At 72.0% G+C, this 24180-nt stretch carries 23 protein-coding genes; 10 read left to right on the forward strand and 13 right to left on the reverse strand.

Annotated elements, in window-relative coordinates:
- The first annotated feature begins 12 nt into the window (after positions 1–12).
- Genes AB0M29_RS06335 through AB0M29_RS06350 form a run of 4 tightly spaced genes read left to right on the forward strand, consistent with a single transcriptional unit; the run spans position 13 to position 4873 of the window.
- Positions 13–1026 (forward strand): TIGR03842 family LLM class F420-dependent oxidoreductase, encoded by a 1014-nt coding sequence (locus AB0M29_RS06335; protein ID WP_365379705.1) that lies wholly within the window; start codon positions 13–15, stop codon positions 1024–1026.
- 17 nt (positions 1027–1043) lie between these two features.
- Complete coding sequence (locus AB0M29_RS06340) at positions 1044–2558, forward strand: NCS1 family nucleobase:cation symporter-1 (protein ID WP_365379707.1); 1515 nt, start codon at positions 1044–1046, stop codon at positions 2556–2558.
- Positions 2559–2570: 12 nt separating this feature from the next.
- The gene (locus AB0M29_RS06345) at positions 2571–3446 is read left to right on the forward strand and encodes an inositol monophosphatase family protein (protein WP_365379709.1); all 876 of its coding nucleotides are present in this window, start codon (positions 2571–2573) and stop codon (positions 3444–3446) included.
- A gap of 11 nt (positions 3447–3457) precedes the next feature.
- Entirely contained in the window at positions 3458–4873 is a 1416-nt protein-coding gene (locus AB0M29_RS06350; protein ID WP_365380241.1) for an NAD(P)/FAD-dependent oxidoreductase, read from the forward strand.
- Positions 4874–5081: 208 nt separating this feature from the next.
- Here the strand turns inward: AB0M29_RS06350 and AB0M29_RS06355 are convergent, their stop codons facing one another.
- Entirely contained in the window at positions 5082–5831 is a 750-nt protein-coding gene (locus AB0M29_RS06355) for a Sir2 family NAD-dependent protein deacetylase (RefSeq protein ID WP_365379712.1), read from the reverse strand.
- A gap of 87 nt (positions 5832–5918) precedes the next feature.
- Here AB0M29_RS06355 and AB0M29_RS06360 point away from each other — a divergent pair, with 87 nt between their 5' ends.
- The 3 genes from AB0M29_RS06360 (at position 5919) to AB0M29_RS06370 (ending at position 7669) form a co-directional block, all read left to right on the forward strand.
- The gene (locus AB0M29_RS06360) at positions 5919–6521 is read left to right on the forward strand and encodes a TIGR03086 family metal-binding protein (RefSeq protein ID WP_365379715.1); all 603 of its coding nucleotides are present in this window, start codon (positions 5919–5921) and stop codon (positions 6519–6521) included.
- A gap of 130 nt (positions 6522–6651) precedes the next feature.
- Positions 6652–7119, forward strand: coding sequence for an SCP2 sterol-binding domain-containing protein (locus AB0M29_RS06365; protein ID WP_365379717.1), 468 nt, complete (start codon positions 6652–6654; stop codon positions 7117–7119).
- Between the two features lie 55 nt (positions 7120–7174).
- The gene (locus AB0M29_RS06370) at positions 7175–7669 is read left to right on the forward strand and encodes an NUDIX domain-containing protein (RefSeq protein WP_365379719.1); all 495 of its coding nucleotides are present in this window, start codon (positions 7175–7177) and stop codon (positions 7667–7669) included.
- Positions 7670–7673: 4 nt separating this feature from the next.
- On the opposite strand, the gene AB0M29_RS06375 is transcribed toward AB0M29_RS06370, so the two are convergent.
- A complete protein-coding gene (locus AB0M29_RS06375; RefSeq protein WP_365379722.1) occupies positions 7674–8177 on the reverse strand; it encodes an NUDIX hydrolase in 504 nt (167 codons plus the stop codon).
- Between the two features lie 185 nt (positions 8178–8362).
- Between AB0M29_RS06375 and AB0M29_RS06380 the strand changes: the two genes are divergently transcribed.
- On the forward strand, positions 8363–9499 hold the full coding sequence (locus tag AB0M29_RS06380) for a glycerate kinase (RefSeq protein WP_365380244.1): 1137 nt from the start codon (positions 8363–8365) through the stop codon (positions 9497–9499).
- A 141-nt stretch (positions 9500–9640) separates the two neighbouring features.
- On the opposite strand, the gene pssA is transcribed toward AB0M29_RS06380, so the two are convergent.
- The 8 genes from pssA to AB0M29_RS06420 form a co-directional block, all read right to left on the reverse strand.
- Positions 9641–10486 carry a CDP-diacylglycerol--serine O-phosphatidyltransferase gene (gene pssA, locus AB0M29_RS06385; protein WP_365379724.1) on the reverse strand — a complete coding sequence of 282 codons (846 nt, stop codon included), beginning with the start codon at positions 10484–10486 and terminating at the stop codon, positions 9641–9643.
- Positions 10473–11129 carry a phosphatidylserine decarboxylase gene (locus AB0M29_RS06390; RefSeq protein ID WP_365379726.1) on the reverse strand — a complete coding sequence of 219 codons (657 nt, stop codon included), beginning with the start codon at positions 11127–11129 and terminating at the stop codon, positions 10473–10475. The genes pssA and AB0M29_RS06390 overlap by 14 nt, the downstream gene beginning before the upstream one ends.
- 183 nt (positions 11130–11312) lie before the next feature.
- On the reverse strand, positions 11313–12527 hold the full coding sequence (locus tag AB0M29_RS06395) for an acyl-CoA dehydrogenase family protein (RefSeq protein WP_365379729.1): 1215 nt from the start codon (positions 12525–12527) through the stop codon (positions 11313–11315).
- A gap of 1 nt (position 12528) precedes the next feature.
- Positions 12529–13035 (reverse strand): MaoC family dehydratase, encoded by a 507-nt coding sequence (locus AB0M29_RS06400; RefSeq protein ID WP_365379732.1) that lies wholly within the window; start codon positions 13033–13035, stop codon positions 12529–12531.
- 1 nt (position 13036) lies between these two features.
- Positions 13037–15046, reverse strand: coding sequence for a protein meaA (locus AB0M29_RS06405; protein WP_365379735.1), 2010 nt, complete (start codon positions 15044–15046; stop codon positions 13037–13039).
- A 13-nt stretch (positions 15047–15059) separates the two neighbouring features.
- Complete coding sequence (gene ccrA / locus AB0M29_RS06410; protein ID WP_365379737.1) at positions 15060–16397, reverse strand: crotonyl-CoA carboxylase/reductase; 1338 nt, start codon at positions 16395–16397, stop codon at positions 15060–15062.
- Between the two features lie 449 nt (positions 16398–16846).
- Positions 16847–17638, reverse strand: a complete 792-nt coding sequence (locus AB0M29_RS06415; RefSeq protein WP_365379739.1) for a TetR family transcriptional regulator — start codon at positions 17636–17638, stop codon at positions 16847–16849.
- 142 nt (positions 17639–17780) lie between these two features.
- Positions 17781–19601 (reverse strand): 3-hydroxybutyryl-CoA dehydrogenase, encoded by a 1821-nt coding sequence (locus AB0M29_RS06420; protein WP_365379741.1) that lies wholly within the window; start codon positions 19599–19601, stop codon positions 17781–17783.
- Positions 19602–19961: 360 nt separating this feature from the next.
- Between AB0M29_RS06420 and AB0M29_RS06425 the strand changes: the two genes are divergently transcribed.
- On the forward strand, positions 19962–20480 hold the full coding sequence (locus AB0M29_RS06425) for an adenylosuccinate lyase (protein ID WP_365379743.1): 519 nt from the start codon (positions 19962–19964) through the stop codon (positions 20478–20480).
- A 97-nt stretch (positions 20481–20577) separates the two neighbouring features.
- Here AB0M29_RS06425 and AB0M29_RS06430 read toward each other — a convergent pair whose 3' ends face one another.
- Positions 20578–21093, reverse strand: coding sequence for a GNAT family N-acetyltransferase (locus AB0M29_RS06430; RefSeq protein WP_365379745.1), 516 nt, complete (start codon positions 21091–21093; stop codon positions 20578–20580).
- 21 nt (positions 21094–21114) lie between these two features.
- Complete coding sequence (locus tag AB0M29_RS06435) at positions 21115–22188, reverse strand: Rv2578c family radical SAM protein (RefSeq protein ID WP_365379747.1); 1074 nt, start codon at positions 22186–22188, stop codon at positions 21115–21117.
- A 116-nt stretch (positions 22189–22304) separates the two neighbouring features.
- Between AB0M29_RS06435 and AB0M29_RS06440 the strand changes: the two genes are divergently transcribed.
- A complete protein-coding gene (locus AB0M29_RS06440) occupies positions 22305–22748 on the forward strand; it encodes an SRPBCC family protein (RefSeq protein ID WP_365379748.1) in 444 nt (147 codons plus the stop codon).
- Positions 22749–22767: 19 nt separating this feature from the next.
- Here the strand turns inward: AB0M29_RS06440 and AB0M29_RS06445 are convergent, their stop codons facing one another.
- Positions 22768–24045 carry an ABC transporter substrate-binding protein gene (locus AB0M29_RS06445; protein WP_365379751.1) on the reverse strand — a complete coding sequence of 426 codons (1278 nt, stop codon included), beginning with the start codon at positions 24043–24045 and terminating at the stop codon, positions 22768–22770.
- Between the last annotated feature and the right edge of the window lie 135 nt (positions 24046–24180).

A 24180-nucleotide genomic window follows, 5' to 3' on the forward strand; every position in this document is an offset into this window, starting at 1 on the left:
GGAGTGGCGCCCATGGAGTTCGGCCTCGTCCTGCAGACCGATCCACCCGCCTCGAACGTCGTCGGCCTGATGCGCCGCGCCGAACGCAACGGCTTCACCTATGGCTGGACCTTCGACTCCGCCGTGCTGTGGCAGGAGCCGTTCGTCATCCACAGCCGCATCCTCGAGCACACCGAGCACCTCAAGGTCGGCCCGATGGTGACCAACCCCGGCACCCGCACCTGGGAGGTGACCGCCTCCACCTTCGCCACCCTCAACTCGATGTACGGCAACAGGACGGTCTGCGGCATCGGCCGCGGCGACTCGGCGATGCGGGTCGCCGGGCGCAAGCCCAACACCCTGGCCAGGGTGGGCGAGGCGATGCGGGTCATCCGCGACCTCGCCGAGGGCCGCGAGGCGGACGTCGACGGCACCCCGCTGCGGCTGCCGTGGGTCAGCGACGGCGAACTGCCGGTCTGGATGGCCGCCTACGGCCCCAAGGCGCTGGCGATGGCGGGGGAGCAGGCCGACGGCTTCATCCTCCAGCTCGCCGACGTCTACCTCACCGAGTACATGGTCAAGGCGGTACGCGCCGCCGCCGAGAAGGCCGGACGCGACCCGGCGTCGGTCACCGTTTGCGTCGCCGCGCCCGCGTACGTCACCGCCGACGACTCACCCGAGGCGATCGCGCACGCCCGCGAGGAGTGCCGCTGGTTCGGCGGCATGGTCGGCAACCATGTGGCGGACCTGGTCAGCCGGTACGGCGAGCACTCCTCGGTGGTGCCGGAGGAGCTGACCGCGTACATCAAGCAGCGGCAGGGCTACGACTACGCCCACCACGGCCGCACCGGCAACCCCGACACCGCGTTCGTCCCCGACGAGATCGTGGACCGCTTCTGCCTGATCGGGCCGCCGCAGGCGCACATCGCCAAACTGCGGGCGCTGCGGGACCTGGGCGTCGACCAGTTCGCGGTCTACGACATGCACGACGCCAAGGAGTCGACCATCGACGCCTACGGCAAGGACATCATCCCCGCGCTGAGATGACCTGAGACGAGGTGACCATGGCCATAGCCACGGATGCGGGTGACCGCGTCGAACTCCCCGCCGACGCGGCCCCGCCCACCGGGTCGTACGCCAACGCCGATCTGCTGCCCGTCCCGGTCGCACAACGCACCTGGACCACCTACAACTTCACCGCGCTGTGGATCGGGATGGCGCACAACATCCCGTCCTGGACCCTCGCCTCCGGTCTGGTCGCGCTGGGCATGGACTGGAAGCAGGCCGTGCTCACCATCGCGCTGGCCAACCTCATCGTGCTGGTCCCGATGCTGCTCACCGGGCACGCGGGACCGAAGTACGGCATCCCGTTCCCGGTGCTGGCCCGCGCCTCGTTCGGACTGCGCGGCGCCAACCTGCCCGCGCTGGTACGGGCGCTCGTCGCCTGCGCCTGGTTCGGCATCCAGACCTGGATCGGCGGACAGGGCATCTTCATCCTGCTCGACCGGATCGTCGGCGGCGACTGGGCGTCCGCCCACCACATCGGCGGCTACCCGTGGCCGCTGTGGCTGTGCTTCGTGCTGTTCTGGATGCTGGAACTGGCCATCATCGCCCGCGGTATGGACACCCTGCGCCGGTTCGAGAACTGGGCCGCGCCCTTCGTGCTGGTCGGCGCGATCGTGCTGCTGATCTGGATCGCGGTCAAGGCGGGCGGCCTCGGCCCGCTGCTCGACCAGCCGTCCGCGCTCGGCTGGGGCAGCGGCTTCTGGAAGATCTTCTTCCCGTCCCTGATGGGCATGATCGGCTTCTGGTCGACGCTCTCCCTCAACATCCCCGACTTCACCCGCTTCGGCGCCGGCCAGCGCGCCCAGGTCTGGGGCCAGTCGCTCGGCCTGCCCACCACCATGACCGCCTTCGCCCTGCTGTCGGTGCTGGTCACCTCCGGCGCCCAGGCCGTCTACGGCACCAAGGACAGCACCCTGTGGGACCCGGTGGCGCTCACCGCCAAGAGCGGCAGCACCTTCGGCCTCGCCTACGGCCTGCTCACCGTGCTCGTCGCCACCATCTCGGTCAACATCGCCGCCAACGTGGTCTCCCCGGCCTACGACCTGTCCCATCTCGCGCCGCGGCTGGTCAACTTCCGCACCGGCGCGCTGATCACCGGCGTGGTCGGCGTCGTCATCTTCCCGTGGAAGCTGATCTCCACCCCCGAGCTGTACATCTTCACCTGGCTCGGCGTGGTCGGCGGCGTCCTGGGCACCGTCGCGGGCATCCTCATCGCCGACTACTGGATCATCCGGCGCACCGTGCTGCACCTGGCCGAGCTGTACGACCCGGCCGGCCGCTACTGGTACGACGGCGGCTGGAACTGGCGCGCGGTGACGGCCTTCGCCGTCGGCGGGGTGCTGGCGATCGGCGGCTCGTACTCCGCGCCCGGCAAGGGCCCGTTCCCCGCGCACGGCCTGATCCCGTTCCTCAAACCGCTGGCCGACTACGGCTGGGCGGTGGGTCTGGCCTCCTCCCTGCTGCTGTACGTGGCGCTGATGTGGACCGCCCCGCCGCGCGCGGCCGCCGTCTGATTGGATGGCCGCATGCGCAACGAGGCCGGTGCGGTGACACCGGGCGGCGACCGCACCGCCCGCGGTGACGACGTCGACGACGCGCTGCTCGCCGCCGTCGAGGACGCGATCAGGGCGGTCGTCGCCGAAGAGGTGCTGCCGCGCTGGCGGAAGCTGTCCGACGGCGACGTCGTGGAGAAGAACGGCCCCAACGACCTGGTGACGGTCGCCGACCGGCGGGCCGAGGAACGCCTCACCGAGCGGCTCACCGCTCTCCTCCCCGGCTCCGTCGTCGTCGGCGAGGAGGCGGTGAGCGCGGACGCCTCCGTACTGGAACGGCTCGGCGGCGACGCCCCGGTGTGGGTGATCGACCCCATCGACGGCACCGCCGCGTTCGTCCGCGGCGAGGACGGCTTCGCGACGCTGGTCGCCCTCGTGCGGCACGGCGAACCGCTGGCGTCCTGGACGTACGGGCCGCGGCGCGGGCTGTTCGCCACCGCCCGCCGCGGCCGCGGCGCCCACCTCGGCGGCGAGCGGCTGCGCACCCGTACCGGCGCACCCGGCGAGCCCTTGCGGCTGTGGACCTCCAACCCGGTCTACCGCACCGGCTACGAGCGCGAGGTGCTCGGCAGGCTCGCCGCGTCCGGCGCGCAGTGCAGCCCCTGCACCTGCGCCGGTCTCGCCTATCTCGACGTGGCGCGCGGTGACATGGACGGCGTGGCCTTCTTCTGGGAGGCGCCCTGGGACCACGCGGCCGGGCTGCTGCTGGCCGCCGAGGCGGGCGGCGTCAGCCTCACCTCGTCCGGCGCGCCCTTCCGGATTCCCGGCGGCAACACGCTGCCGTTCGCCCTCGCCCGGGACGAGGCCACCGTCCGGGAGGTCGTCGCGGTGATGGGGGAGCAGCGGTGACCCGGGCCGTCGTGGCCGACGCCGTCGTGGTCGGCGCCGGGCCCAACGGACTGACCGCCGCCGTCGAACTGGCCCGCGCCGGGCTGTCGGTGCAGGTCTTCGAGGCCGCGGAGACGGTGGGCGGCGGCGCGCGCACCGAGGAGCTCACGCTGCCGGGCTTCCGGCACGACCCGTGCTCCGCGGTACACCCCTTCGGCATCGGGTCGCCCGCCTTCGGCGCGCTGCCGCTGGCCGCGCACGGACTGGAGTGGCTGCAGCCCGAACTGCCGATGGCCCACCCGTTCCCGGACGGGACCGCGGCCGTCCTCGCGCCCACCGTCGGCGAGACCGCCGCCTCGCTCGGGGCGCGCGACGCGGGCACCTACCGGCGGCTGCTGGAGCCGTACACCGGCCACTGGGACACGATGGCCGCGGACTTCTTCCGCCCGCCGTGGGCGGGGCTGCCGCGCGACCCGTACCGCTTCCTGCGCTTCGGGCTGACCGGCACCCCGCCGGTGGGTGTGCTGGCGCACCGCTTCCACGACGCGAAGGGCCGGGCGCTGCTCGCCGGGCTCGCCGGGCACGCGATCTGCAAGCTGACCGAGCCGTTCACCGGGGCGATGGCGCTGATGTTCGCGCTGGCCGCGCACGAGAACGGCTGGCCGGTCGCCCGCGGCGGCTCGCAGGCGATCTGCGACGCGCTCGCCGCCCACCTCACGGAGCTGGGCGGTGTCATCCGCACCGGGTTCACCGTGCGCAAGCTCGACGAACTCCCGCCCGCCCGCGCCTATCTCTTCGACACCTCGCCGACCGCGCTGGCCAGGATCGCCGGGCTCGGCGACGCGTACCGCCGCTACCGGTACGGCCCGTCCGTGTTCAAGATCGACTATGCCCTGGACGGCCCGGTGCCGTGGACCGCGCCCGAGGCCCGGCGCGCGGGCACCGTGCACATCGGGCCCACGTACACCGAGATCGGCGACGCGCTGACGCGGGCGGTCACCGGCCGCCCGCCACAGACGCCCTTCATGATCACCTCGCAGCCCACCGTCGTCGACCCGTCCCGGGCGCCCGAGGGCAAGCATGTCTTCTGGGCCTACGCCCATGTCCCGCACGGCTGGCACGGCGACGCCACCGACGCCATGGAACGGCAGATCGAGCGCTTCGCGCCCGGTTTCCGCGACCTCGTGCTGGCCCGCGCGATCGCGGGACCCGCGCAGATGGCCGCCCGCAACGCCAACTACGTGGGCGGCGACATCGCCTGCGGTGCCTACTCCGGGCTCCAGTCCGTCATCCGCCCCCGCCTGGCCGCCGTCCCCTACGCCACCCGCCGCCCCGGCATCTTCCTCTGCTCCTCCGCCACCCCACCCGGCCCGGGCGTCCACGGCATGAGCGGCCACAACGCCGCCCGCGCCGCCCTGCGCCACCTCCGCAGAACAGCGGCGCGCTAGGGCGCAGGGCGCCCAATCCCCGCGTCCCCGAGGCGCTGCCGCGTTGCCCCGCCGGGGGCCGGAAGACCAGGGTTTGCGATCCGTCGCAGCGGCGCCGCGCCACGACGGCGTGGCTCGACGGTGCCGAGCGCGCCGTCAGCGCCGTGGCCCCGCGGCTTCGCTGAATACCCCCCCGCCGGAGGCGTCGGGTGCCGAGCGCGGCGTTGCTTCAGGCGTTCTCGGTTGATTCCTTCGCCAGGGTGTCCAGGAGGGCGGGGAGGGCGGTGCCGATGGGGGTGCGGACGACTTCGGTGGCGAGGGGGTCGTAGGGCGTGGGCTCGGCGTTGATGATGACGAGGCGGGCGCCGTGTTCGGCGGCGAGGCCCGCGAGCGAGGCCGCGGGCTGGACCTGGAGGCTGGTGCCGACCGCCACGAACACGTCGCAGCCCTTGGCGATCGCGACGGCCTCCGACAGCACTCGCGGGTCGAGCCGCTGCCCGAACATCACCGTCGCGGACTTCAGGATGCCGCCGCAGGCCAGGCACGGCGGATCCTCCTCACCGGCCACCACCCGCTCCAGCGCCTCCGCCATCGGGCCGCGCGCGGAGCACTTCGTGCAGACCACCTCGCGTGCGGTGCCGTGCAGTTCGAGCACCTTGCGCGGGGTGAGCCCCGCCAACTGGTGCAGCCCGTCCACATTCTGCGTGATCACCCGCACGGGCACCCCGGCCCGTTCCAGCCGTACGACCGCCTCGTGCGCCGCGTTGGGCCGGGCGTTCCAGGCGGGGCTGTCCCGCCGGGTGCGCCAGGCGCGGCGCCGCACCTCGGGGTCCGACATGTAGACGTCGTAGGTGGAGAGCTTCTCGGCCTCCGGATCGCGGCGCCACACACCGTTGGGCCCGCGGTAGTCGGGGATGCCGGAGTCCGTGGAGATGCCGGCGCCGCTGAGCAGCGCCACGAGCGGCTTGCGCTGGGCCATATGTCCGAGCGTAGGCGCGGGCCCCCGCCGGGCGCGACCGCGTTATTCGCGGGCGCCCTGTCGTACTCCCGGCCTACAGTCGGCGGCATGACTGATCTTCGCGCGTTCCACCGGGAGGCACTCGACGTCGCCCGTACCGTCGTCGGCGCGGTCGACGCCGCGGCGCTCGACGTACCCACCCCCTGTTCCGCCTGGACGCTCGGCCAGCTCCTGGCGCACATGACCGGCCAGAACCACGGCTTCGCCGCGTCCGCCCGCGGCGGGACCCAGAACATCGGCATATGGGCGGACCGCCCGGTCGGCGCCGAGCCGGCGAAGGTCTTCGGCGAGTCCGCGGCCGACGTGGCGGCGGCCTTCGCCGAGGACGGCGTGCTGGAGCGCGGCTTCTGGCTGCCGGAGATCCGCGACGACTGCCTCTTCCCCGCCTCCCTGGCGATCGGGTTCCACTTCGTCGACACCGTCGTGCACGCGTGGGACGTGGCCAAGTCCATCGGCGTGACAGTGGAGTTCGACGCACCGCTGCTCGACGCGGTGCTGCCGATCGCCCTGGCGGTCCCCGGCGGCAGCAGCCGCCTCGCCGAGGGCGCCGCCTTCCGGCCGGAGCGGGAGGTCCCCCCGGGTGCGTCGACGCTCGACCAGGTGGTGGCGGTGCTCGGCCGCGACCCGCAGTGGACGCCCGCCGCCCGCTGAACCGCCGTGCGGGCGCGGCCCGCTGTGCCCCTCGCGGCCCGCCCGCACCACACCGCGTCTTGTCAACGTGCCCAGCCGAACCTACTCTTACTCACCAGTAAACTTACTGACGAGTCAGAAAGGTCTCCGCATGGCGGCGCTCGACGGCATCGACCTGGAACACCTCGACTTCGGCGCGGTGGAACCGAAGGAGTTCGCCCGGATCGTGAAGGGGCTGCCCACCGGGCAGATCGCCGACTTCATGGCGGGGCCGGAGCGCCGACGCGTGCTCGACGAGGTCTTCCAGCGGATGCACACCCTGTTCAAGCCGCAGGCGGCGGGCAGCAGGGACGCGCTGGTCCGCTGGCGGATCACCGCCGGCGACGAGGCGCCGGACGTCTACGAGACGCACATCGCCGACGGCACCTGCACCGTCACCGCGTCCGAGACCGACCGCACCCCGCGCCTCACCCTCACCATGGCCGCCCCCGAATTCCTCAAGCTGGTCTCGGGAAACGCCTCCGGACCCACCCTGTTCTTCACCCGTAAGCTGAAGATCCAGGGCGACATCCGGCTGGCGGGCGGGCTGACGTACTTCTTCGACATCCCCAAACCCTGACCGCCGCGGGACGCCGCCCGCACCAACAGGCGACGGGGAACGGGGAACAGCGGCAGTGACCTTGATACGGACGCCCCGGCGGGCGGCGCGCGTGGCGATCCTCGCACCCGACGGGGCGGTCTTCCTCTTCCGGTACGACAACTCCGAGGTCGGCGTGCACTGGGCGATGCCCGGCGGCGGCCTGGAGGACGGCGAGCAGCCGCGCGAGGCCGCGGTGCGCGAGGCCCGGGAGGAGACCGGCTGGACGGACATCACGCCGGGCCCCGTGCTCTGCACCTGGGAGCACGACTTCACCCGCGCCGGTGTCCCCGTACGCCAGCACGAGCACATCTACCTTGCGTACGCCCCGCGCAGACCGCTTGCCGGGGGGCTCGCGGCCGCGCACGCCGAGGACGGCATCCAGCACGGCCGCTGGTGGTCACCGGCCGAACTCGCCGCCACCGGCGACGCGTTGTGGCCGCCGCAGCTCCCCGCGCTGCTCGCGGAGGTTGCGGCGCACGGTCCGCAGGACCCGCCGCCCGACCTCGGGTTCGTGCCGAACACGCCCTAGGGCGTCACTCCTTGCCGCTCGCCGGGCGGCCGTTGACCAGTTCGGCCGGGCCGGTGCCCGCGGCGAGGGCGGCCAGGGCGGCGAGGACGAGGCGGGCGGCGCCGGGGGTGAGGTAGGTGGCGATCTCGTCGGGTGCGACCAGCCGCCAGGAGTCCAGCTCCTCCGCCTGGAGGCGGATCGCCGCGAACTCCTCCTCGGCCAGGACGCCGCCGTCGTAGAGATAGCTCGCCAGCGGCGGCCGTCCGGGACCCATCACCCAGTCGACCGCCAGCAGCGCGCCCGGCACGACCTCCAGGCCGATCTCCTCCACGCTCTCCCGGAAGGCCGCCTGCCGCGGGGTCTCGCCCTGGTCGGACTCGATGGTGCCGCCCGGCAGCGTCCAGGAGCCGTCGTCGCGGTAGTTCGGCTCCACGAGCAGTACCCGGCCGTCGGGAGAGCGCAGCAGGGTGTTCGCCCCCGCGATGATCTTCGGCAGCGAGGCGATGTAGGTGGCGAAGTCGGTCGTCATACCGCCAACCTACGGGGCCGCGCGGCGCGTGTGAGCGGTGGCGCCTGACCGTGGTCGGATCATGACGCTCCGTCGCGCCCATGGGCAGGCGGCCCGGGGCGAGATAGGGTCCGAGCGGCGCGATGTTCCGTTTTCGGATGGGGAGTACGAACGTGTCCGACGCTGTAACCAATTCCACGGGGCGCGTGCTGATCGCCGCGGACAAGTTCAAGGGGTCACTGACCGCGGTGGAGGTGGCCGCGCATGTCGAGGCCGGCCTGCGCGAAGTGGTGCCCGGACTGGCGGTCGTCTCGCTGCCTGTGGCCGACGGCGGTGACGGCACGGTGGACGCGGCCGTCGCCGGCGGCTTCGAGCGCCGTACCGTCGAGGTCACCGGGCCGCTGGGCACCGCGGTGACCGCGGCCTACGCGCTGCGTGAGGGCACCGCGGTGGTCGAGATGGCCGAGGCCTCCGGGCTGCGGTATCTGCCCGACGGCGTCTTCGCGCCGCTGACCGCCACCACCTACGGCACCGGGGAGCTGCTGCGCGCCGCGCTCGACGCGGGCGCCCGCACCATCGTGCTCGGCGTCGGCGGCAGCGCCACCAACGACGGCGGCGCGGGCATGCTCGCCGCGCTCGGCGCCCGCCTGCTGGACGCCGAGGGCGCGCCGGTGGCGCCGGGCGGCGGCCCGCTGGCCGCGCTCGCCACCGCCGACCTGAGCGGTCTCGACCCGCGGCTGGCCGACGCCGAGATCGTGCTGGCGAGCGACGTCGACAACCCGCTGCTCGGCCCGAAGGGCGCCGCGGCGGTCTACGGGCCGCAGAAGGGCGCCTCCGAGCAGGACGTGGCCACGCTGGACGCCGCGCTCGGCCGCTATGTGGAGGTGCTCACGGCGGCGCTGGGACCGGTCGCCGACGAGGCGGCGCAGGCACCGGGCGCCGGGGCCGCGGGCGGTATCGGCTACGGGGCGCTGGTGGCCCTGGGGGCCTCCTTCCGGCCCGGCATCGATGTGATGCTCGACGTCCTGGGCTTCGCCGAGGCGCTGGAGGGCGCCGATCTGGTGATCACCGGCGAGGGGTCGCTCGACGAGCAGACGCTGCACGGCAAGGCTCCGGTGGGCGTCGCGCAGGCGGCCAGGGCCCGCGGTATCGACGTGGTGGCCGTCTGCGGCCGCCTCGCGCTCGGCCCCGCCGCCCTGGGCGCCGCCGGTATCCGCCGTGCGTACGCCCTCACCGACCTGGAGCCCGACCCGGCCCGCTGCATGGCGGAGGCGGCCCCGCTGCTGGAGGAACTGGCCCGCAACCTGGCCCAGGACTTCCTGCCGCACCTCGACCGCCGCTGAGGCCCGGGTGGGCCCGGGACCGCTGAGGCCAGGGAAGGCTCGGTAGGCCCCCAGCCCCCAGGCAGCAGGAAGGCCCCGTACCCCTCACTGCGAGGGATACGGGGCCTTTCCGTGGCCGAGCGCGGCGCGCTGTGCGGGTGGCTACGCCTGTTCCGCCCGCGCCTCGCGGCGGTTGTTGCGGATCGTGTTGACCCGCCGGGTGGTCGCGAAGCAGGGGATGACCGCCGCGGCCACGCACTGCAGGGCGCAGCCGGTCTGCAGCAGCAGGTGGCCGCCGGGGACGTCGAGCGTCCACGCGGTGAGGCAGCCCATGCTGATCAGGATCCAGGCCAGGGTCATCACCGCGAGCCGTCCGCGCGGCTTGGGGTACTCGACCCGGCTGACCATGAGCCACGCCACACCGACGATGGCCACCACGGTCGGCACGAAGGGCAGCTCCAGCAGGACGACGGAGACCACCGTCATCGCGCCGAAGGGGCTCGGCATGCCCTGGAAGACACCGTCCCGCACCGTGGTGCAGGAGAAGCGGGCCAGCCGTAGCACCACCGCCAGCACGACCAGCACCGCGGCGACCGCGGACACCTTGCCGTGCGCGTCGTCGGCGACCAGGCCCCAGACGACCACGAAGTACGCGGGCGCCAGCCCGAAGCTGATCAGATCCGAGAGGTTGTCCAGCTCGGCGCCCATCGCCGAGCTGCGCAGCTTGCGCGCCACCAGCCCGTCGAAGAGGTCGAAGACCGACGCGAGCAGCATCAGCGTGACCGCGGTGGCCGCGCTGTGCTTGGACATCCCGCCGTCGCTGGTGCCCATCAGATGCGGTACCAGGACCCCGGTGGTCGTGAAGTACACGGCCATGAATCCGCAGATCGCGTTACCGAGCGTGAGCGCGTCGGCGATGGACAGCCGGGTGGAGAGCGGAAGGTCGTCGACCTCCTCCTCCAGCTCGGTCACCCAGGTGGACTGTGTGTCGGGATCAATCACGGTCAAGACGAGTCACCCCAGCCATGGTGGTCTGTCCGACCTCGACCGCGGGCTCCACGCCCTCGGGCAGATAGATGTCGACCCGGGAGCCGAAGCGGATGAGGCCGATCCGGTCGCCCTGCTCGACCTTGCAGCCGCGGGGCACGTACGGCACGATCCGGCGGGCCACGGCACCGGCGATCTGCACCATCTCGATGTCACCGAGCTCGGTGTCGAAGTGCCAGACCACCCGCTCGTTGTTCTCGCTCTCCTTGTTGAACGCCGGAACGTATCCGCCGGGGATGTGCTCGACGGAGGTGACCGTGCCCGCGAGGGGGGCACGGTTCACATGGACGTTCAGCGGGCTCATGAAGATCGCGACGCGGGTGCGTCCGTCCTTCCACGGCATGATGCTCTGCACCACGCCGTCGGCCGGGGAGATCACTCGTCCGTCGGTGATCTCCCGCTCCGGGTCGCGGAAGAACCACAGCATCCCCGCCGCGAGCGCGGTGGCGGGGACGGCCACGGTCGCCCAGCGCCCGGAACGGCGCGCACGGGCGAGGCTGACCGCCGCGGTGGCCACGGTCGGCAGGAGCCACGGCGACGCTCCGCGCGCGAGTCGTACGCCGGCCAGGCTGTCGCGTGGTGCAGAGGAATGGCTGTGGGGCATGGAAGACCTTCGTAGCGGAGGGGTGCCGCGAATTGCTTCTGGGGACGGCGGCTTTAACTCGATGGTATCGGTTGGCCCCGGCAACTCGGCAAGCTCGGTGGCGAGTCGATGGCTGGTTCACACAGCAGACACCCGCACACTGTGTGACCTTTGCCTCGGGCAAACCACCACATATTCGGACATTCAGCCCTGAATACGGTACTCCTCCAACAGGCGCCGTCCAATGATCATTTTCTGGATCTCAGCGGTACCCTCACCGATCAGCAGCATCGGCGCCTCGCGGTACAGCCGCTCGATCTCGTACTCCTTGGAGAAGCCGTACCCGCCGTGGATACGGAAGGCGTCCTCCACGACCTCCTTGCAGTACTCGGCGGCCAGGTACTTCGCCATCCCGGCCTCCAGGTCGTTGCGCTGGCCGGAATCCTTCTTCCGTGCGGCGTTGACCATCATCTGGTGCGCGGCCTCCACCTTGGTGGCCATCTCGGCGAGCTTGAACTGGATCGCCTGGTGCTGGGCGATCTGCTTGCCGAAGGTGTGCCGCTGCTGGGCGTACGAGATGCCCAGTTCGAAGGCGCGCCGGGCGACACCGCAGCCGCGCGCGGCCACGTTGACCCGGCCGACCTCGACACCGTCCATCATCTGGTAGAAACCACGCCCGGTCTCGCCGCCGAGCACCCGGTCGGCCGGGACGCGGACGTCCTCCAGCACGAGCTCGGTGGTGTCGACGCCCTTGTAGCCCATCTTGTCGATCTTCCCGGGCACGGTGAGCCCCGGCACCGACGGATTCGGGCCGAAACCGGGCTCCTTCTCGATCAGGAAGGTCGTCATCGACTTGTGCGGCGGCGCGTCGGCCGGCTGCCCCTCGTCGGTGCGGCAGAGCACCGCCACCAGGTTGGAGGATCCGCCGTTCGTCAGCCACATCTTCTGGCCGTTGACCACGTACGCGTCCCCGTCGCGCACACCCTTGGTGCGGATCGCCCCGACGTCCGAGCCGAGACCGGGCTCCGACATCGAGAAGGCGCCGCGCACCTCGCCGGTCGCCATCCGGGGCAGGAAGTACTCCTTCTGCTCCTGCGTGCCGTGCTGCTTGAGCATGTAGGCGACGATGAAGTGCGTGTTGATGATGCCCGACACGCTCATCCAGCCGCGGGCGATCTCCTCCACGGTGAGCGCGTACGTGAGCAGCGACTCACCGAGGCCGCCGTACTCCTCGGGGATCATCAGCCCGAAGATGCCCAGGTCCTTGAGGCCCTCGACGATGTCCGCCGGGTACTCGTCGCGGTGCTCCAGCTCGGTGGCGACCGGCAGGATCTCCTTGTCGACGAAGCTGCGCACCGTCGACAGGATCTCCTGCTGGATGTCGGTCAGCCCGTCGGTCTGCGCGAGGCGGTTGGCCATGTCAGTTCTCTCCCAGCTCCGGGCGGCCGGGCTGCTCCCCGCCCCGCTCCTTGATGTACGTGGCGGTGGGGACCATCACCTTGCGGCGGAAGACGCACACCAGGGTGCCGTCCTGCTTGTAGCCCTTGGTCTCCACATGGACGATGCCGCGGTCGTCCTTCGACTTCGACGGCCACTTGTCGAGCACGGTGGTCTCGCCGTAGATCGTGTCGCCGTGGAAGGTCGGCGCCACGTGCCGCAGCGACTCGATCTCCAGGTTGGCGATGGCCTTGCCGGACACGTCGGGCACGGACATGCCCAGCAGCAGCGAGTAGACGTAGTTGCCGACGACCACGTTGCGGCCGAAGTCGGTGGACTTCTCCGCGTAGTTGGCGTCCATGTGCAGCGGGTGGTGGTTCATGGTCAGGAGGCAGAAGAGATGGTCGTCGTACTCCGTGACCGTCTTCCCGGGCCAGTGCTTGTAGATCGCACCGATCTCGAACTCCTCGTAGGTGCGGCCGAACTGCACGTCATACCTCCAGCTTGTTCGCGAGCCGGATCTCGTCCACGATCCGGCCGATGATCTCGGTGATACCGAAGTCCTTCGGGGTGAAGACCGCCGCCACGCCCGCCGCGCGCAGTTCCTTGGCGTCCGCCGAGGGGATGATGCCGCCGACCACGACCGGGATGTCGTCCACCCCGGCCCGGCGCAGCCGGTCCAGCACGTCGGGTACCAGGGCCGCGTGCGAGCCGGACAGGATCGACAGGCCCACGCAGTGCACATCCTCGGCGACGGCCGCCGACACGATCTGCTCGGGTGTCAGCCTGATCCCCTGGTAGACCACCTCGAAACCGGCGTCGCGGGCCCGTACGGCGATCTGCTCGGCGCCGTTGGAGTGCCCGTCGAGGCCCGGCTTGCCGACCAGCAGCCGCAGCCGGCCGTCGCCCAGCTCGGTGGCGGTCTCGGCGACCCTGCGGCGGACGTCGGCCAGCGGGCTGCCCGCCTCCGCGGCCACCGCGACCGGGGCGCTGCTCACCCCGGTCGGCGCCCGGAACTCGCCGAACACGTCGCGCAGCGCCCAGGACCACTCGCCGGTCGTCACGCCCGCCCTGGCGCACTCCAGCGTCGCCGTCATCAGGTTCTCGGTGCCCGCGGCGGCCGACCGCAGCGCGCTGAGCGCGGTCTGCGCCCGCTGCTCGTCACGCGCCACCCGCCAGTCGTGCAGCGCGGCCACCACCCGGGCCTCGTTGGCCGGGTCGACCGTCATGATGGCCGTGTCGAGGTCGGCGGTCAGCGGGTTCGGCTCGGTGGTCTCGTAGATGTTGACCCCGACGATCTTCTCCTCGCCGGACTCGATACGGGCCCGCCGCTCGGCGTGCGACGACACCAGCTGCGACTTGAGGTAGCCGGACTCGACGGCCGCCATGGCGCCGCCCAGCTCCTGGATGTGCGCGATCTCCGCGGTGGCCAGCTCCACCAGTTCCTCGACCTTGGCCTCGATCACATGGCTGCCGGCGAAGATGTCCTCGTACTCCAGCAGGTCGCTCTCGTGCGCCAGCACCTGCTGGATGCGCAGGCTCCACTGCTGGTCCCAGGGGCGCGGCAGGCCCAGCGCCTCGTTCCAGGCGGGGAGCTGGACCGCGCGGGCGCGGGCGTCCTTGGAGAGGGTGACCGCCAGCATCTCCAGCACGATGCGCTGGACGTTGTTCTCCGGCTGCGCCTCGGTCAGGCCCAGCGAGTTGACCTGCACGCCGTAGCGGAACCTCCGCTGCTTCGGGTCCTCGATGCCGTATCGCTCGCGGGTGATCGTCTCCCAGATGCGGCCGAAGGCGCGCATCTTGCACATCTCCTCGACGAACCGCACGCCCGCGTTCACGAAGAACGAGATACGGGCCACGACCTCGCCCCTGCGCTCGTCGGGGATCTGCCCGGAGGCGAAGACCGCGTCCAGCACGGCGATCGCGGTGGACATCGCGTAGGCGATCTCCTGCACCGGCGTGGCCCCGGCCTCCTGCAGGTGGTAGCTGCAGATGTTGATCGGGTTCCACTTGGGCAGGTGGTTGACCGTGTACGTGATCATGTCGGTGGTCAGCCGCAGCGACGGGACCGGGGGGAAGACATGCGTGCCGCGGGAGAGGTACTCCTTGACGATGTCGTTCTGCGTCGTGCCCTGGAGGGCGGCCAGGCCCTCGGGGCCGAGGCCCTGCTCCTCGGCGACCACCTGGTAGAGCGCCAGCAGCCACATGGCGGTGGCGTTGATGGTCATCGAGGTGTTCATCCGCTCCAGGGGGATGTCCTGGAACAGCCGCCGCATGTCGCCGAGATGCGCGACCGGCACCCCGACCCGGCCGACCTCGCCGCGGGCCAGCACGTGGTCCGCGTCGTAGCCGGTCTGGGTCGGCAGGTCGAAGGCGACCGACAGGCCCGTCTGGCCCTTGGCGAGGTTGCGGCGGTACAGCTCGTTGGACGCCTCGGCGGTGGAGTGCCCCGCGTAGGTGCGCATGAGCCAGGGCCGGTCCCGCTTCTTCGGCTGAGTCATCGCCCGTCCCGTCTCAGATGTTCCGGAAGCGGTTGATGGCGGGCAGGTGCCGCTCGCGCAGCTCCGGGTTCGTCACGCCCATGCCCTCCTCCGGGGCCAGCGCCAGCACGCCGACCTTGCCCTGGTGCAGGTTGCGGTGCACGTCGTACGCCGCCTGTCCGGTCTCCTCCAGCCGGTAGGTACGGGACAGGGTGGGGTGGATCTTGCCCTTGGCGATGAGCCGGTTGGCCTCCCACGCCTCGCGGTAGTTCGCGAAGTGCGAGCCGATGATCTTCTTCAGGCTCATCCACAGGTAGCGGTTGTCGTACTCGTGCATGTAGCCCGAGGTGGAGGCGCAGGTGGTGATGGTGCCGCCCTTGCGGGTGACGAAGACGGACGCGCCGAAGGTCTCGCGGCCGGGGTGCTCGAAGACGATGTCGATGTCCTCGCCGCCGGTGAGCTCGCGGATGCGCTTGCCGAAACGCTTCCACTCCCTCGGGTCCTGGGTCCGCTCGTCCTTCCAGAACCGGTAGCCCTCGGCGTTGCGGTCGATGACGTTCTCGGCGCCCATCGACCGGCAGATCTCGGCCTTCTCCGGGCTGGACACCACACAGATCGGGGTGGCGCCGCCGGCCAGCGCGAACTGCGTGGCGTAGGAGCCGAGTCCGCCGCTGGCGCCCCAGATCAGCACGTTGTCGCCCTGCTTCATGCCCGCGCCGTTGCGCGAGACGAGCTGGCGGTACGCGGTGGAGTTGACCAGGCCGGGGGCGGCGGCCTCCTCCCAGGTGAGGTGCTCGGGCTTCGGCATCAGCTGGTTGGACTTCACCAGCGCGATCTCGGCGAGGCCGCCGAAGTTGGTCTCGAAGCCCCAGATGCGCTGCTCGGGGTCGAGCATCGTGTCGTTGTGCCCGTCGGCGGACTCCAGCTCGACGCTGAGGCAGTGCGCCACCACGCGGTCGCCCGGCTTCCACGCGTTGACCCCGGGGCCGGTACGCAGCACGACGCCGGCCAGGTCGGAGCCGATGACGTGGTACGGCAGGTCGTGCCGCTTGGTGAGCGGCGACAGACGGCCGTAGCGCTCCAGGAACGAGAAGGTGGAGACCGGCTCGAAGATCGAGGTCCACACCGAGTTGTAGTTGACCGAACTGGCCATCACGGCGACCAGGGCCTCACCGGGGCCGAGTTCGGGCAGCGCGACCTCTTCGAGGTGCAGCGAGGTGCGCGGGTCCTTGTCCCGGCTCTCCAGCCCGGCGAACATCTCCGCCTCGTCCTTGTGGACGGTGACGGCCCGATAGGACTCGGGCAGCGGCAGAGCCGCGAAGTCGCTGGCTGAGCTCTCCGGCGCGAGGATCGCGTCCAGGATTTCCTTCATGGTGGCCTCCGGCGAAGCGTGCTGCGCTGCGATAACGCGTTGCCGCGATAGCGCTTGAGGGAACGCAGGGGAGTTGGGTGCTGAGGGTGCCGTCGTCGGTCCGGCGAGTGGAACGGGTGGAACGGGCCATGCCGCGCGGTGGCGCGGGGATACCTGTGACGCGGTCGTCCGGGCCTGGGGGACAGACGGCGTGCGAGGGGGTTGCGCGCACACCGCCCGCTCGGACGGTCTCCCGGGTGACGCCGGGAGTGCCCCTACGGTATGGCACGCGGTGCCACTCGTAAAGACACTGCGTGCCAACAATTTCTCTCAAGTGTCACCCCGCGTCCACAAACGAGCAACAGCGGCCGACCGGGGGTTCCGGTCGGCCGCTGCGGGCGGCTCGCTGTGGTGTCTGGACGGGTGGCGGGGGAGGGCGGTACGCGGCGCTCAGGGGTGGTACGCGGCGCTCAGGGGCGCCGCAGGGCCTGCTCTATGGTCCGCAGGATCTCGGCGGGGGAGGCGTCGGTACGGGCCACCGCCACCACCACCTCGCCCTGCCGGGACACGGCCGCGGCGGGCTCCGCGGTGCTCCTGGACGGTATCCGGCCCGCCCCGATGCCGGTCCCGAAGGTGGCCTTGATGACGTCGAAGGCGTGGTCGAGCTGTACCTCGACATCGCCCTTGCCGTCGTTGCGCAGCCAGCGGCGCAGCACATGGTTGTGGGCCGCGACCACCGCGGAGGCGGCCACCTCGGCCAGCAGCGGGTCGTCGTCGCCGTCCCGGTGCGCGCCCTCGTCGAAGTGGCCCAGCAGATAGCGGGTGAACAGTCGCTCGTAGCGGGCCACCGAGGCGATCTCCCGCTCCCGCAGGGTCGGTACCTCGCGGGTCAGCCGGTACCGCTCGACCGACACCTCCGGCACCTGCGCGTACATCCGCAGCACCTCGGTGATGCCGCGGCACACCGTGTCCAGCGGGTGTTCGTGCGGGTCGGCCGAGTCCAGCACCGCCTGGACCCGGACCAGGGTGTCGTCGTGGTCGGGGAAGATCGCCTCTTCCTTGGAGCGGAAGTGCCGGAAGAACGTCCGCCGGGCCACCCCGGCGGTCGCCGCGATCTCGTCGACGGTCGTCGCCTCGTACCCCTGCTCCGCGAACAGGTGCATCGCGGCCGTGGCGAGGTCCTGCCGTACCCGGTGGCGCTGGGCTGCGGCGCGGCGGCCGCTCGCGGTCTCGGGAGCGTCGGACTTCACGGGCTGGGACATGTGGGGAACGTAACACGGCGGAGCCGCCCGTCCGGCGGCTGGGGGAAAACCACCCCAGCCCGCCGCACGGGTGCCGTCCCGCGCGTCGGCGTCCCCGTTCCGCCGTCCGCCGCCCTGCCCGCGTCCACGCCCGCCGGAACGGTCAGCGCCGGGCATACTCGCGGAAGCCGCGGCCGGTCTTGCGGCCCAGGCAGCCCGCGGACACCAGGTGCTCCAGCAGCGGCGCGGGCGCCAGGCCCGGGTCGCGGAACTCCTCGTGCAGCACCTGCTCGATCGCCAGCGAGACATCGAGGCCCACCACGTCCAGCAGCTCGAACGGGCCCATCGGGTAGCCGCCGCCGAGCTTCATCGCCGCGTCGATGTCGTCGACGCTCGCGTAGTGGTCCTGCACCATCTTCACCGCGTTGTTGAGGTACGGGAACAGCAGCGCGTTGACGATGAACCCCGCCCGGTCGCCGCAGTCCACCGCGTGCTTGCGGACCGCCGCGCAGGCCTCGTGCACGGTGGCGACCACGTCGTCGGCGGTCAGCACGGTGCGGACCACCTCGACCAGCTTCATCGCGGGCGCCGGGTTGAAGAAGTGCATCCCCACGACGTCCTGCGGGCGGCCGGTGGCGCGCGCGATGGCGACCACCGGAAGCGACGAGGTGGTGGTGGCCAGCACCGCGCCCGGCTTGCAGACCTTGTCCAGCGTCTGGAAGAGCTGCTGCTTGACCAGCAGGTCCTCGGCCACCGCCTCCACCACCAGATCGGCGTCCGCGAAGGCGTCGTACGACCCGGCCGGGGTCACCCGCGCCACCGCCTGGTCGCGCTGCTCCTGGGTCAGCCGCCCCTTGGCGACCGAGCGGTCCAGCGAACCGGCCAGCCGCGCCACCGCGGTGTCCGCCTTCTCCTGGCTGCGGGCGGCCAGCACCACGTCGAAGCCCGCCTTGGCGAACACCTCGGCGATACCGGTCGCCATGGTGCCGGAGCCCGCGACGCCCACGGTGCGCACGATCCGCCCCGAGACCCGCGCGTGGCTGTCGCCGGGCGTCTCCGCGTCGGGCACCACGGCCGTGCTGCCCGGTGCCTCGTAGCTGTAGAAGCCGCGCCCCGACTTACGGCCCAGCAGCCCCGCCGCGGTGAGCTGCTTGAGGATCGGCGCGGGGGCGTGCAGCCGGTCGCGGGACGCCTCGAACATCGCCTCCAGGACGGTGGTCGCGGTGTCGACGCCGATCAGGTCGAGCAGCGCCAGCGGGCCCATCGGCAGGCCGCAGCCCAGCCGCATCGCCGCGTCGATGTCCTCCCGGGTGGCGTACCGCGCCTCGTACATCGCCGCGGCCTGGTTGAGATAGCCGAACAGCAGCCCGTCGGCGATGAATCCGGGCCGGTCGCCGACCGGGACGGGCTCCTTGTCGAGGGTGCGCACCAGCTCGGTGACCGCCGCGGTCGCCTCGGGCGCGGTCAGCACGGTGGAGACCACCTCGACCAGCTTCATGGCCGGCGCGGGGGCGAAGAAGTGCAGGCCGAGCACCCGGTCGGGGCGGGCGGTCTCGGCGGCCAGCCGGGTCACCGACAGCGCGTTGGTGCCGGTGGCCAGGATCGCGCCGGGCTTGACCAGCGCGTCCAGCGCGGTGAACACGTCCCGCTTGGTCTCGTAGCGCTCGTCGACCACCTCGATCACCAGGTCGGCCTCCGCGACGGCCTGCAGGTCGGGGAAGGTACGGAACCGGGCGAGCGCGTCGGCGCGCTCCGCCTCGGAGAACCGGCCGCGCTCGACGGAGTGCGCCGTGGAGCGCTCCAGGGCGGTCACGGCGCGGCGCGCGGCGGCGGCGTCGGTGTCGATGCCGACGACCTCGTGGCCCGCACGGGTCAGGACCTCGGCGATGCCGGTGCCCATGGTGCCCAGGCCGACGATGGCGACGACCCAGGGGGAGGCGGTGGCTGAGGAAGGGGACGCGGAAGATGTGGACGGACGGTCCATCGCGGGACTCCAAGTGCTGGGATGCCGGGGCGCGAACGCGCGCGCACGGCTGAGATGAGGGTGGAGTCGCGGGCGAGTGGCCTGGATCGGGCGCGCCCGCGCGAAGAGTTGGCGGGCCCTGTCCCGGGGCCGCGCCGCGATGTTGCAGAACCGACGTGGTGGTGCTGTGCCCGGCGGTTGCGTCACCAAACCGCTGTGCACGTTGGTCCGAGGGTAACCGGCGGGTAACTTCCGCGCCACCCCTGCGCCCATGTGATTTGGGCCGCCCACAGATGAGCGTCCCGCGACATCGCGCGACACGGTCCCGGCGCCCGTGCGCGGACCCGGCGGCGGCCCGCCGCGAAGCCCTACTGTGGTCGGATGGACTTATCCACCCGGGACCGGCTGGCGCTCGTCCTCACCGCGCCCGGCCAACCGCTGGAGAGCCGGGAGGCCGCGGCGACGGAGCTGGCCCGAGCCGGTGACCGGCGGGCCTTCGAGACGCTGGCGCTGCTGCTCAACTACCGCGACGAGACGCGCGCGAGCCGCGCGGCCGAAGCGCTGGCCCTGCTCGGCGACCCCCGTACCGGCCGCGCGGCCGCGGCCCTCGCCACCAACCCGCTACGGGTCGCCTACGCCCTCCCGGCCATCCGCCTCCTCGTCCGGCTGCGCGCCCCCGAGGCGGTCCCCGCCCTCACCACCACCCTGACCCGCCTCGTCTCCGGGCCCCCCGCCCCTCCCGCCCCCCTGCCGCACCAGCGGATCGCCCTGGCCTGCGTGCAGGGCCTCGGCGAACTGTCCGCGGCCACCTCCCACCCACCCGCCGAGCAGGCCCTCCGCGCCGCCGGCGCCCACCCACCACTGGCCGAAGCGGCGCAGGTCGCTCTCGCGGGCGGCTGAGGGCCGCGGATTGCCGCGCGGGCCACGCGCCGCGCGCGGTCGGCGTTCCGACAGACGGGCCGTGGCACGGGGTCGCCGCCGCGCGCGGCACGCCGCACTACAGATCGCGCGCGTAGCGCACTTCGCGCAGCGGGACGCCGTCGCAGTCGTCGACCGTCTCGGCGCCGTCCGGGGTGAAGCCCGCGCGCGCGTAGAAGTCGCGGGCGCGGGTGTTCTCGGCCAGGACCCACAACAGCAGGCGGTCCCAGCCGAGTTCGGTCGCCCGGTCCAGCGCGGCGGTGATCAGCGCCCGGCCGACACCGGTGCCGATCCGGTCGGGGTGCACGTAGAGGGCGTACAACTCCCCGACGCCCGCCGGGAACTCATGGCTGCGGTACGGCCCCAGTGACGCCCAGCCCGCCAGTTGGCCGTCCGCCGACTCGGCGACCAGATTGTGCACGCGGCCCGCCGACTTGGCGAAGAACCTGCGTCGCTCGGCCGCGTCCCGCGTCACCGACATCTTGTCGAGAAAGCACTGCGGCACGATCCCGACATACGCGCTCTGCCAGCCCCGTACCCGGATCGTGGACACGGCCTGGATGTCGGCCCCCGTCATCACCCGTATGTGAACCATAGGGCAGAGCCTAGAAGGCTTTCACAGCAGTGTGAGCTGGGTGTCGGCGGAGGGCGCGCCTCCCGGCGCGGGCACCGCCTCGGCCGCCCGGCCGCCCGCGGCCTCACCCGCCGCCCGCAGCCGCTCACCGGCGTCCCGCCGGGCCGGGCCGCAACCGAACTCGGTGGCGAACTCGTGCACCTGGCGGGTGATCCGGCGCTGGTACCACGTGGGGGCGTAGGAGCCGCCCGCGTACAGCGCCTCGTAACGCCGCACCAGGTGCGGGTGGTGCTGCCGCAGCCAGGCGGTGTACCACTCGCGGGCGCCCGGCCGCAGATGGAGCACGAGCGGGGTGATCGAGGTGGCGCCCGCGGCGGCGATGGCGCGCACCGTCGCGCGCAGCTGCTCCGGGGTGTCGCTGAGGAAGGGCAGCACCGGGGCCATCAGGACCGTCGGGGGTATGCCGTTCTGGGCGAGGGTGCGGCAGACCGCCAGCCGGGTCTCGGGGGAAGGCGTGCCCGGCTCCACGCTGCGCCACAGGTCCCCGTCGGTGAAGCCGACCGAGAGCGCGATGGACACGTCGGTGACGCGGGCGGCCTGCCGCAGCAGTTCCAGGTCGCGGAGGATCAGCGAGCCCTTGGTGAGGATCGAGAAGGGGTTGGCGTAGTCGCGCAGCGCCGTGAGGATGCCGGGCATCAGGGCGTACCGCCCCTCGGCGCGCTGGTAGACGTCCACGTTGGTGCCCATCGCGATGTGCTCGCCGTGCCAGCGCGCCGACGCCAGCTCACGGCGCAGCAGCTCCGGCGCGTTGGTCTTCACCACGATCTGTGAGTCGAAGCCGAGCCCGGTGTCCAGGTCGAGATAGCTGTGCGTCTTGCGCGCGAAGCAGTAGACGCAGGCGTGGCTGCACCCGCGGTACGGGTTCAGCGTCCACTCGAAGGGCATTCGGGAGGCGCCCGGCACCCGGTTGAGGATCGACCGGGCCCGCACCTCGTGGAAGGTGATGCCGCGGAAGCCGGGGGTGTCGAAGGTGCGGGTGACGACCGCCTCCGTACCGAAGAGCGCCGCGGGGGTGTCGGCCGCGGAGCCGTCGTCCCCCAGGTGGTCCCAGCGCATCGCGCCCTCCTTCGGTCGTCCGTCACCCCATAATAGAACACAGATTCGAAATCCGGGTGTGGTTGGCTTGTGCGGTGCGTGAAGATCGCGCGCGGAAACGGACCTGAGGAGAAGTCATGGCGCTGGTCGAGGCCACCACGGAGCGGATCGTCGCGGCGGAGCCGGAGCGGGTGTACGACGCCCTCGCCGACTACGCGGGCACCCGCGGCCGGGTGCTCCCTGAGCAGTTCAGCGAGTACGAGGTCCGGGAGGGCGGCCACGGCGCGGGCACGCTCGTGCACTGGAAGCTGCAGGCCACCAGCAAGCGCGTCCGCGACTGCCTCTTCGACGTCACCGCGCCCACCGCGGGCCAGCTCGTGGAGACCGACCGCAACTCCTCCATGGTCACCACCTGGACAGTCACCCCTTCAGGTGAAGGCCGCAGCAAGGTCGTCACCACCACCACCTGGCAGGGCGCCGGCGGCATCGGCGGCTTCTTCGAGCGCACCTTCGCCCCCAAGGGCCTGAACGGCATCTACGACTCGGTGCTTGCCGCGCTGGCCGCGGACGTCGAGAAGTAGCGGACCGCGCTGTCGGCCGTCAGTGGCGCGCGGCGATCGCGTGGAGCTCGCGCGCCAGGCGGGCGACGGCCTGCGCCGGTGTCTCCCGCTGCGCCATCGCGTCCTGCATGACGGCCTGGATCGCCAGGTCCACCTGCTCGTAGCGGGGGCTCTTCGGGCGGGGCTGGGCCGCGAGCACGCTCTTGCGGAGCGTGGGCAGGTACGGGAACTGCCGTACCAGCGCCGGGTCGCTGTAGAGGTCCGCCCACACCGGCGGCAGCGCTCCCTTGGTGAGGACCTGCCGCTGGACCGCCCTGCTCGTCATGTAGCCGAGGAACTCGGCCGCCGACTCCTTGTGCCGGGAATGCGCGTTGATCGCGAGGTTCGACCCGCCGAGGATGCTCGCGGCCGGTCCGTCCGGGCCCGGCAGGGGGACCACCCCGAACTTGCCCGCCACCTTCGAGTCCGGGCGCTCGGCCAGGGCGTGGACGTAGGGCCAGTTGCGCAGGAACAGCAGCCTGCCGTCCTGGAACGCCTTCCGGGACTCCTCCTCCTTGTACGTCAGCGCCTCCTTCGGGATCCAGCCGTCCCGGACGCCGTCCGCCAGGAACGCGATGCCCTTCAGCGCCTGGGGTGAGTCGACGGTCACCCGCCTGCCGTCGTCCGCCAGGAACGACCCGCCGGCCGACTGCACGGCCTCCGCGGCATTGACCGTCAGCCCCTCGTACGGCAGGAACTGGCCCGCGTAGCCGTCCAGTCCGTATTTCGGGGCGACGGTCTTCGCCAGGTGTTCCAGTTCGGACCAGGTGCGCGGCGGCTTGTCGCCCTCCCGGTCCAGGATGTCCTTGCGGTAATAGAGCAGGCCGGCGTTCGTGACGTAGGGGAGGGCGTACAGCCGGCCGTTGTAGGTGGCGGTGTTCACCACGGGCGGCAGGAATTCCTTTGTCGGGAAGCGGGCGGCGTCCAAGGGGGCCAGCCAGCCCGCGGCGGCGAATTCGGTGTTCCATGCCACGTCGATATTGAGAACGTCGTAGCGGTCGCTTCCGGACCGCAGGCTGGTGGCCATCTGCGCGCGGACCTCGTCCGCGGCCTGCGGCAGTTCGACGAGGGTCACCTTCTCGGCCGGATGCGAGCGGTCCCAGTCGTCGAGGACGCCGCGCAGATAGCCGCTCAGATCGGCGCCCGTCACCAGGGTGAGCGGGCCGCGGCCGTCCGGGGTGTCCGTGGTCCGCCCGGACGGGGCGCACGCGCCGGCCACGCCGGCCAGGACGAGCGTGCCCGCGACGAGGGCCCTGCGCAGGGCGCGCGACCGCGGCATCGCTCTCTCCTCACCCCACCGGTCACCGCCGCCGCCCCGGGCCCTGCATACCCGTTAGCTATACGGGATAATGGATGTCACGGTATCCCGAGGGCGGAGCCGACGCGGAGCCGGAGGATTCTAGTCAACGGGAAG

Origin of the sequence: Streptomyces sp. NPDC051976 (assembly GCF_040680795.1) — a bacterium.
Classification (GTDB): Bacteria; Actinomycetota; Actinomycetes; order Streptomycetales; family Streptomycetaceae; genus Actinacidiphila.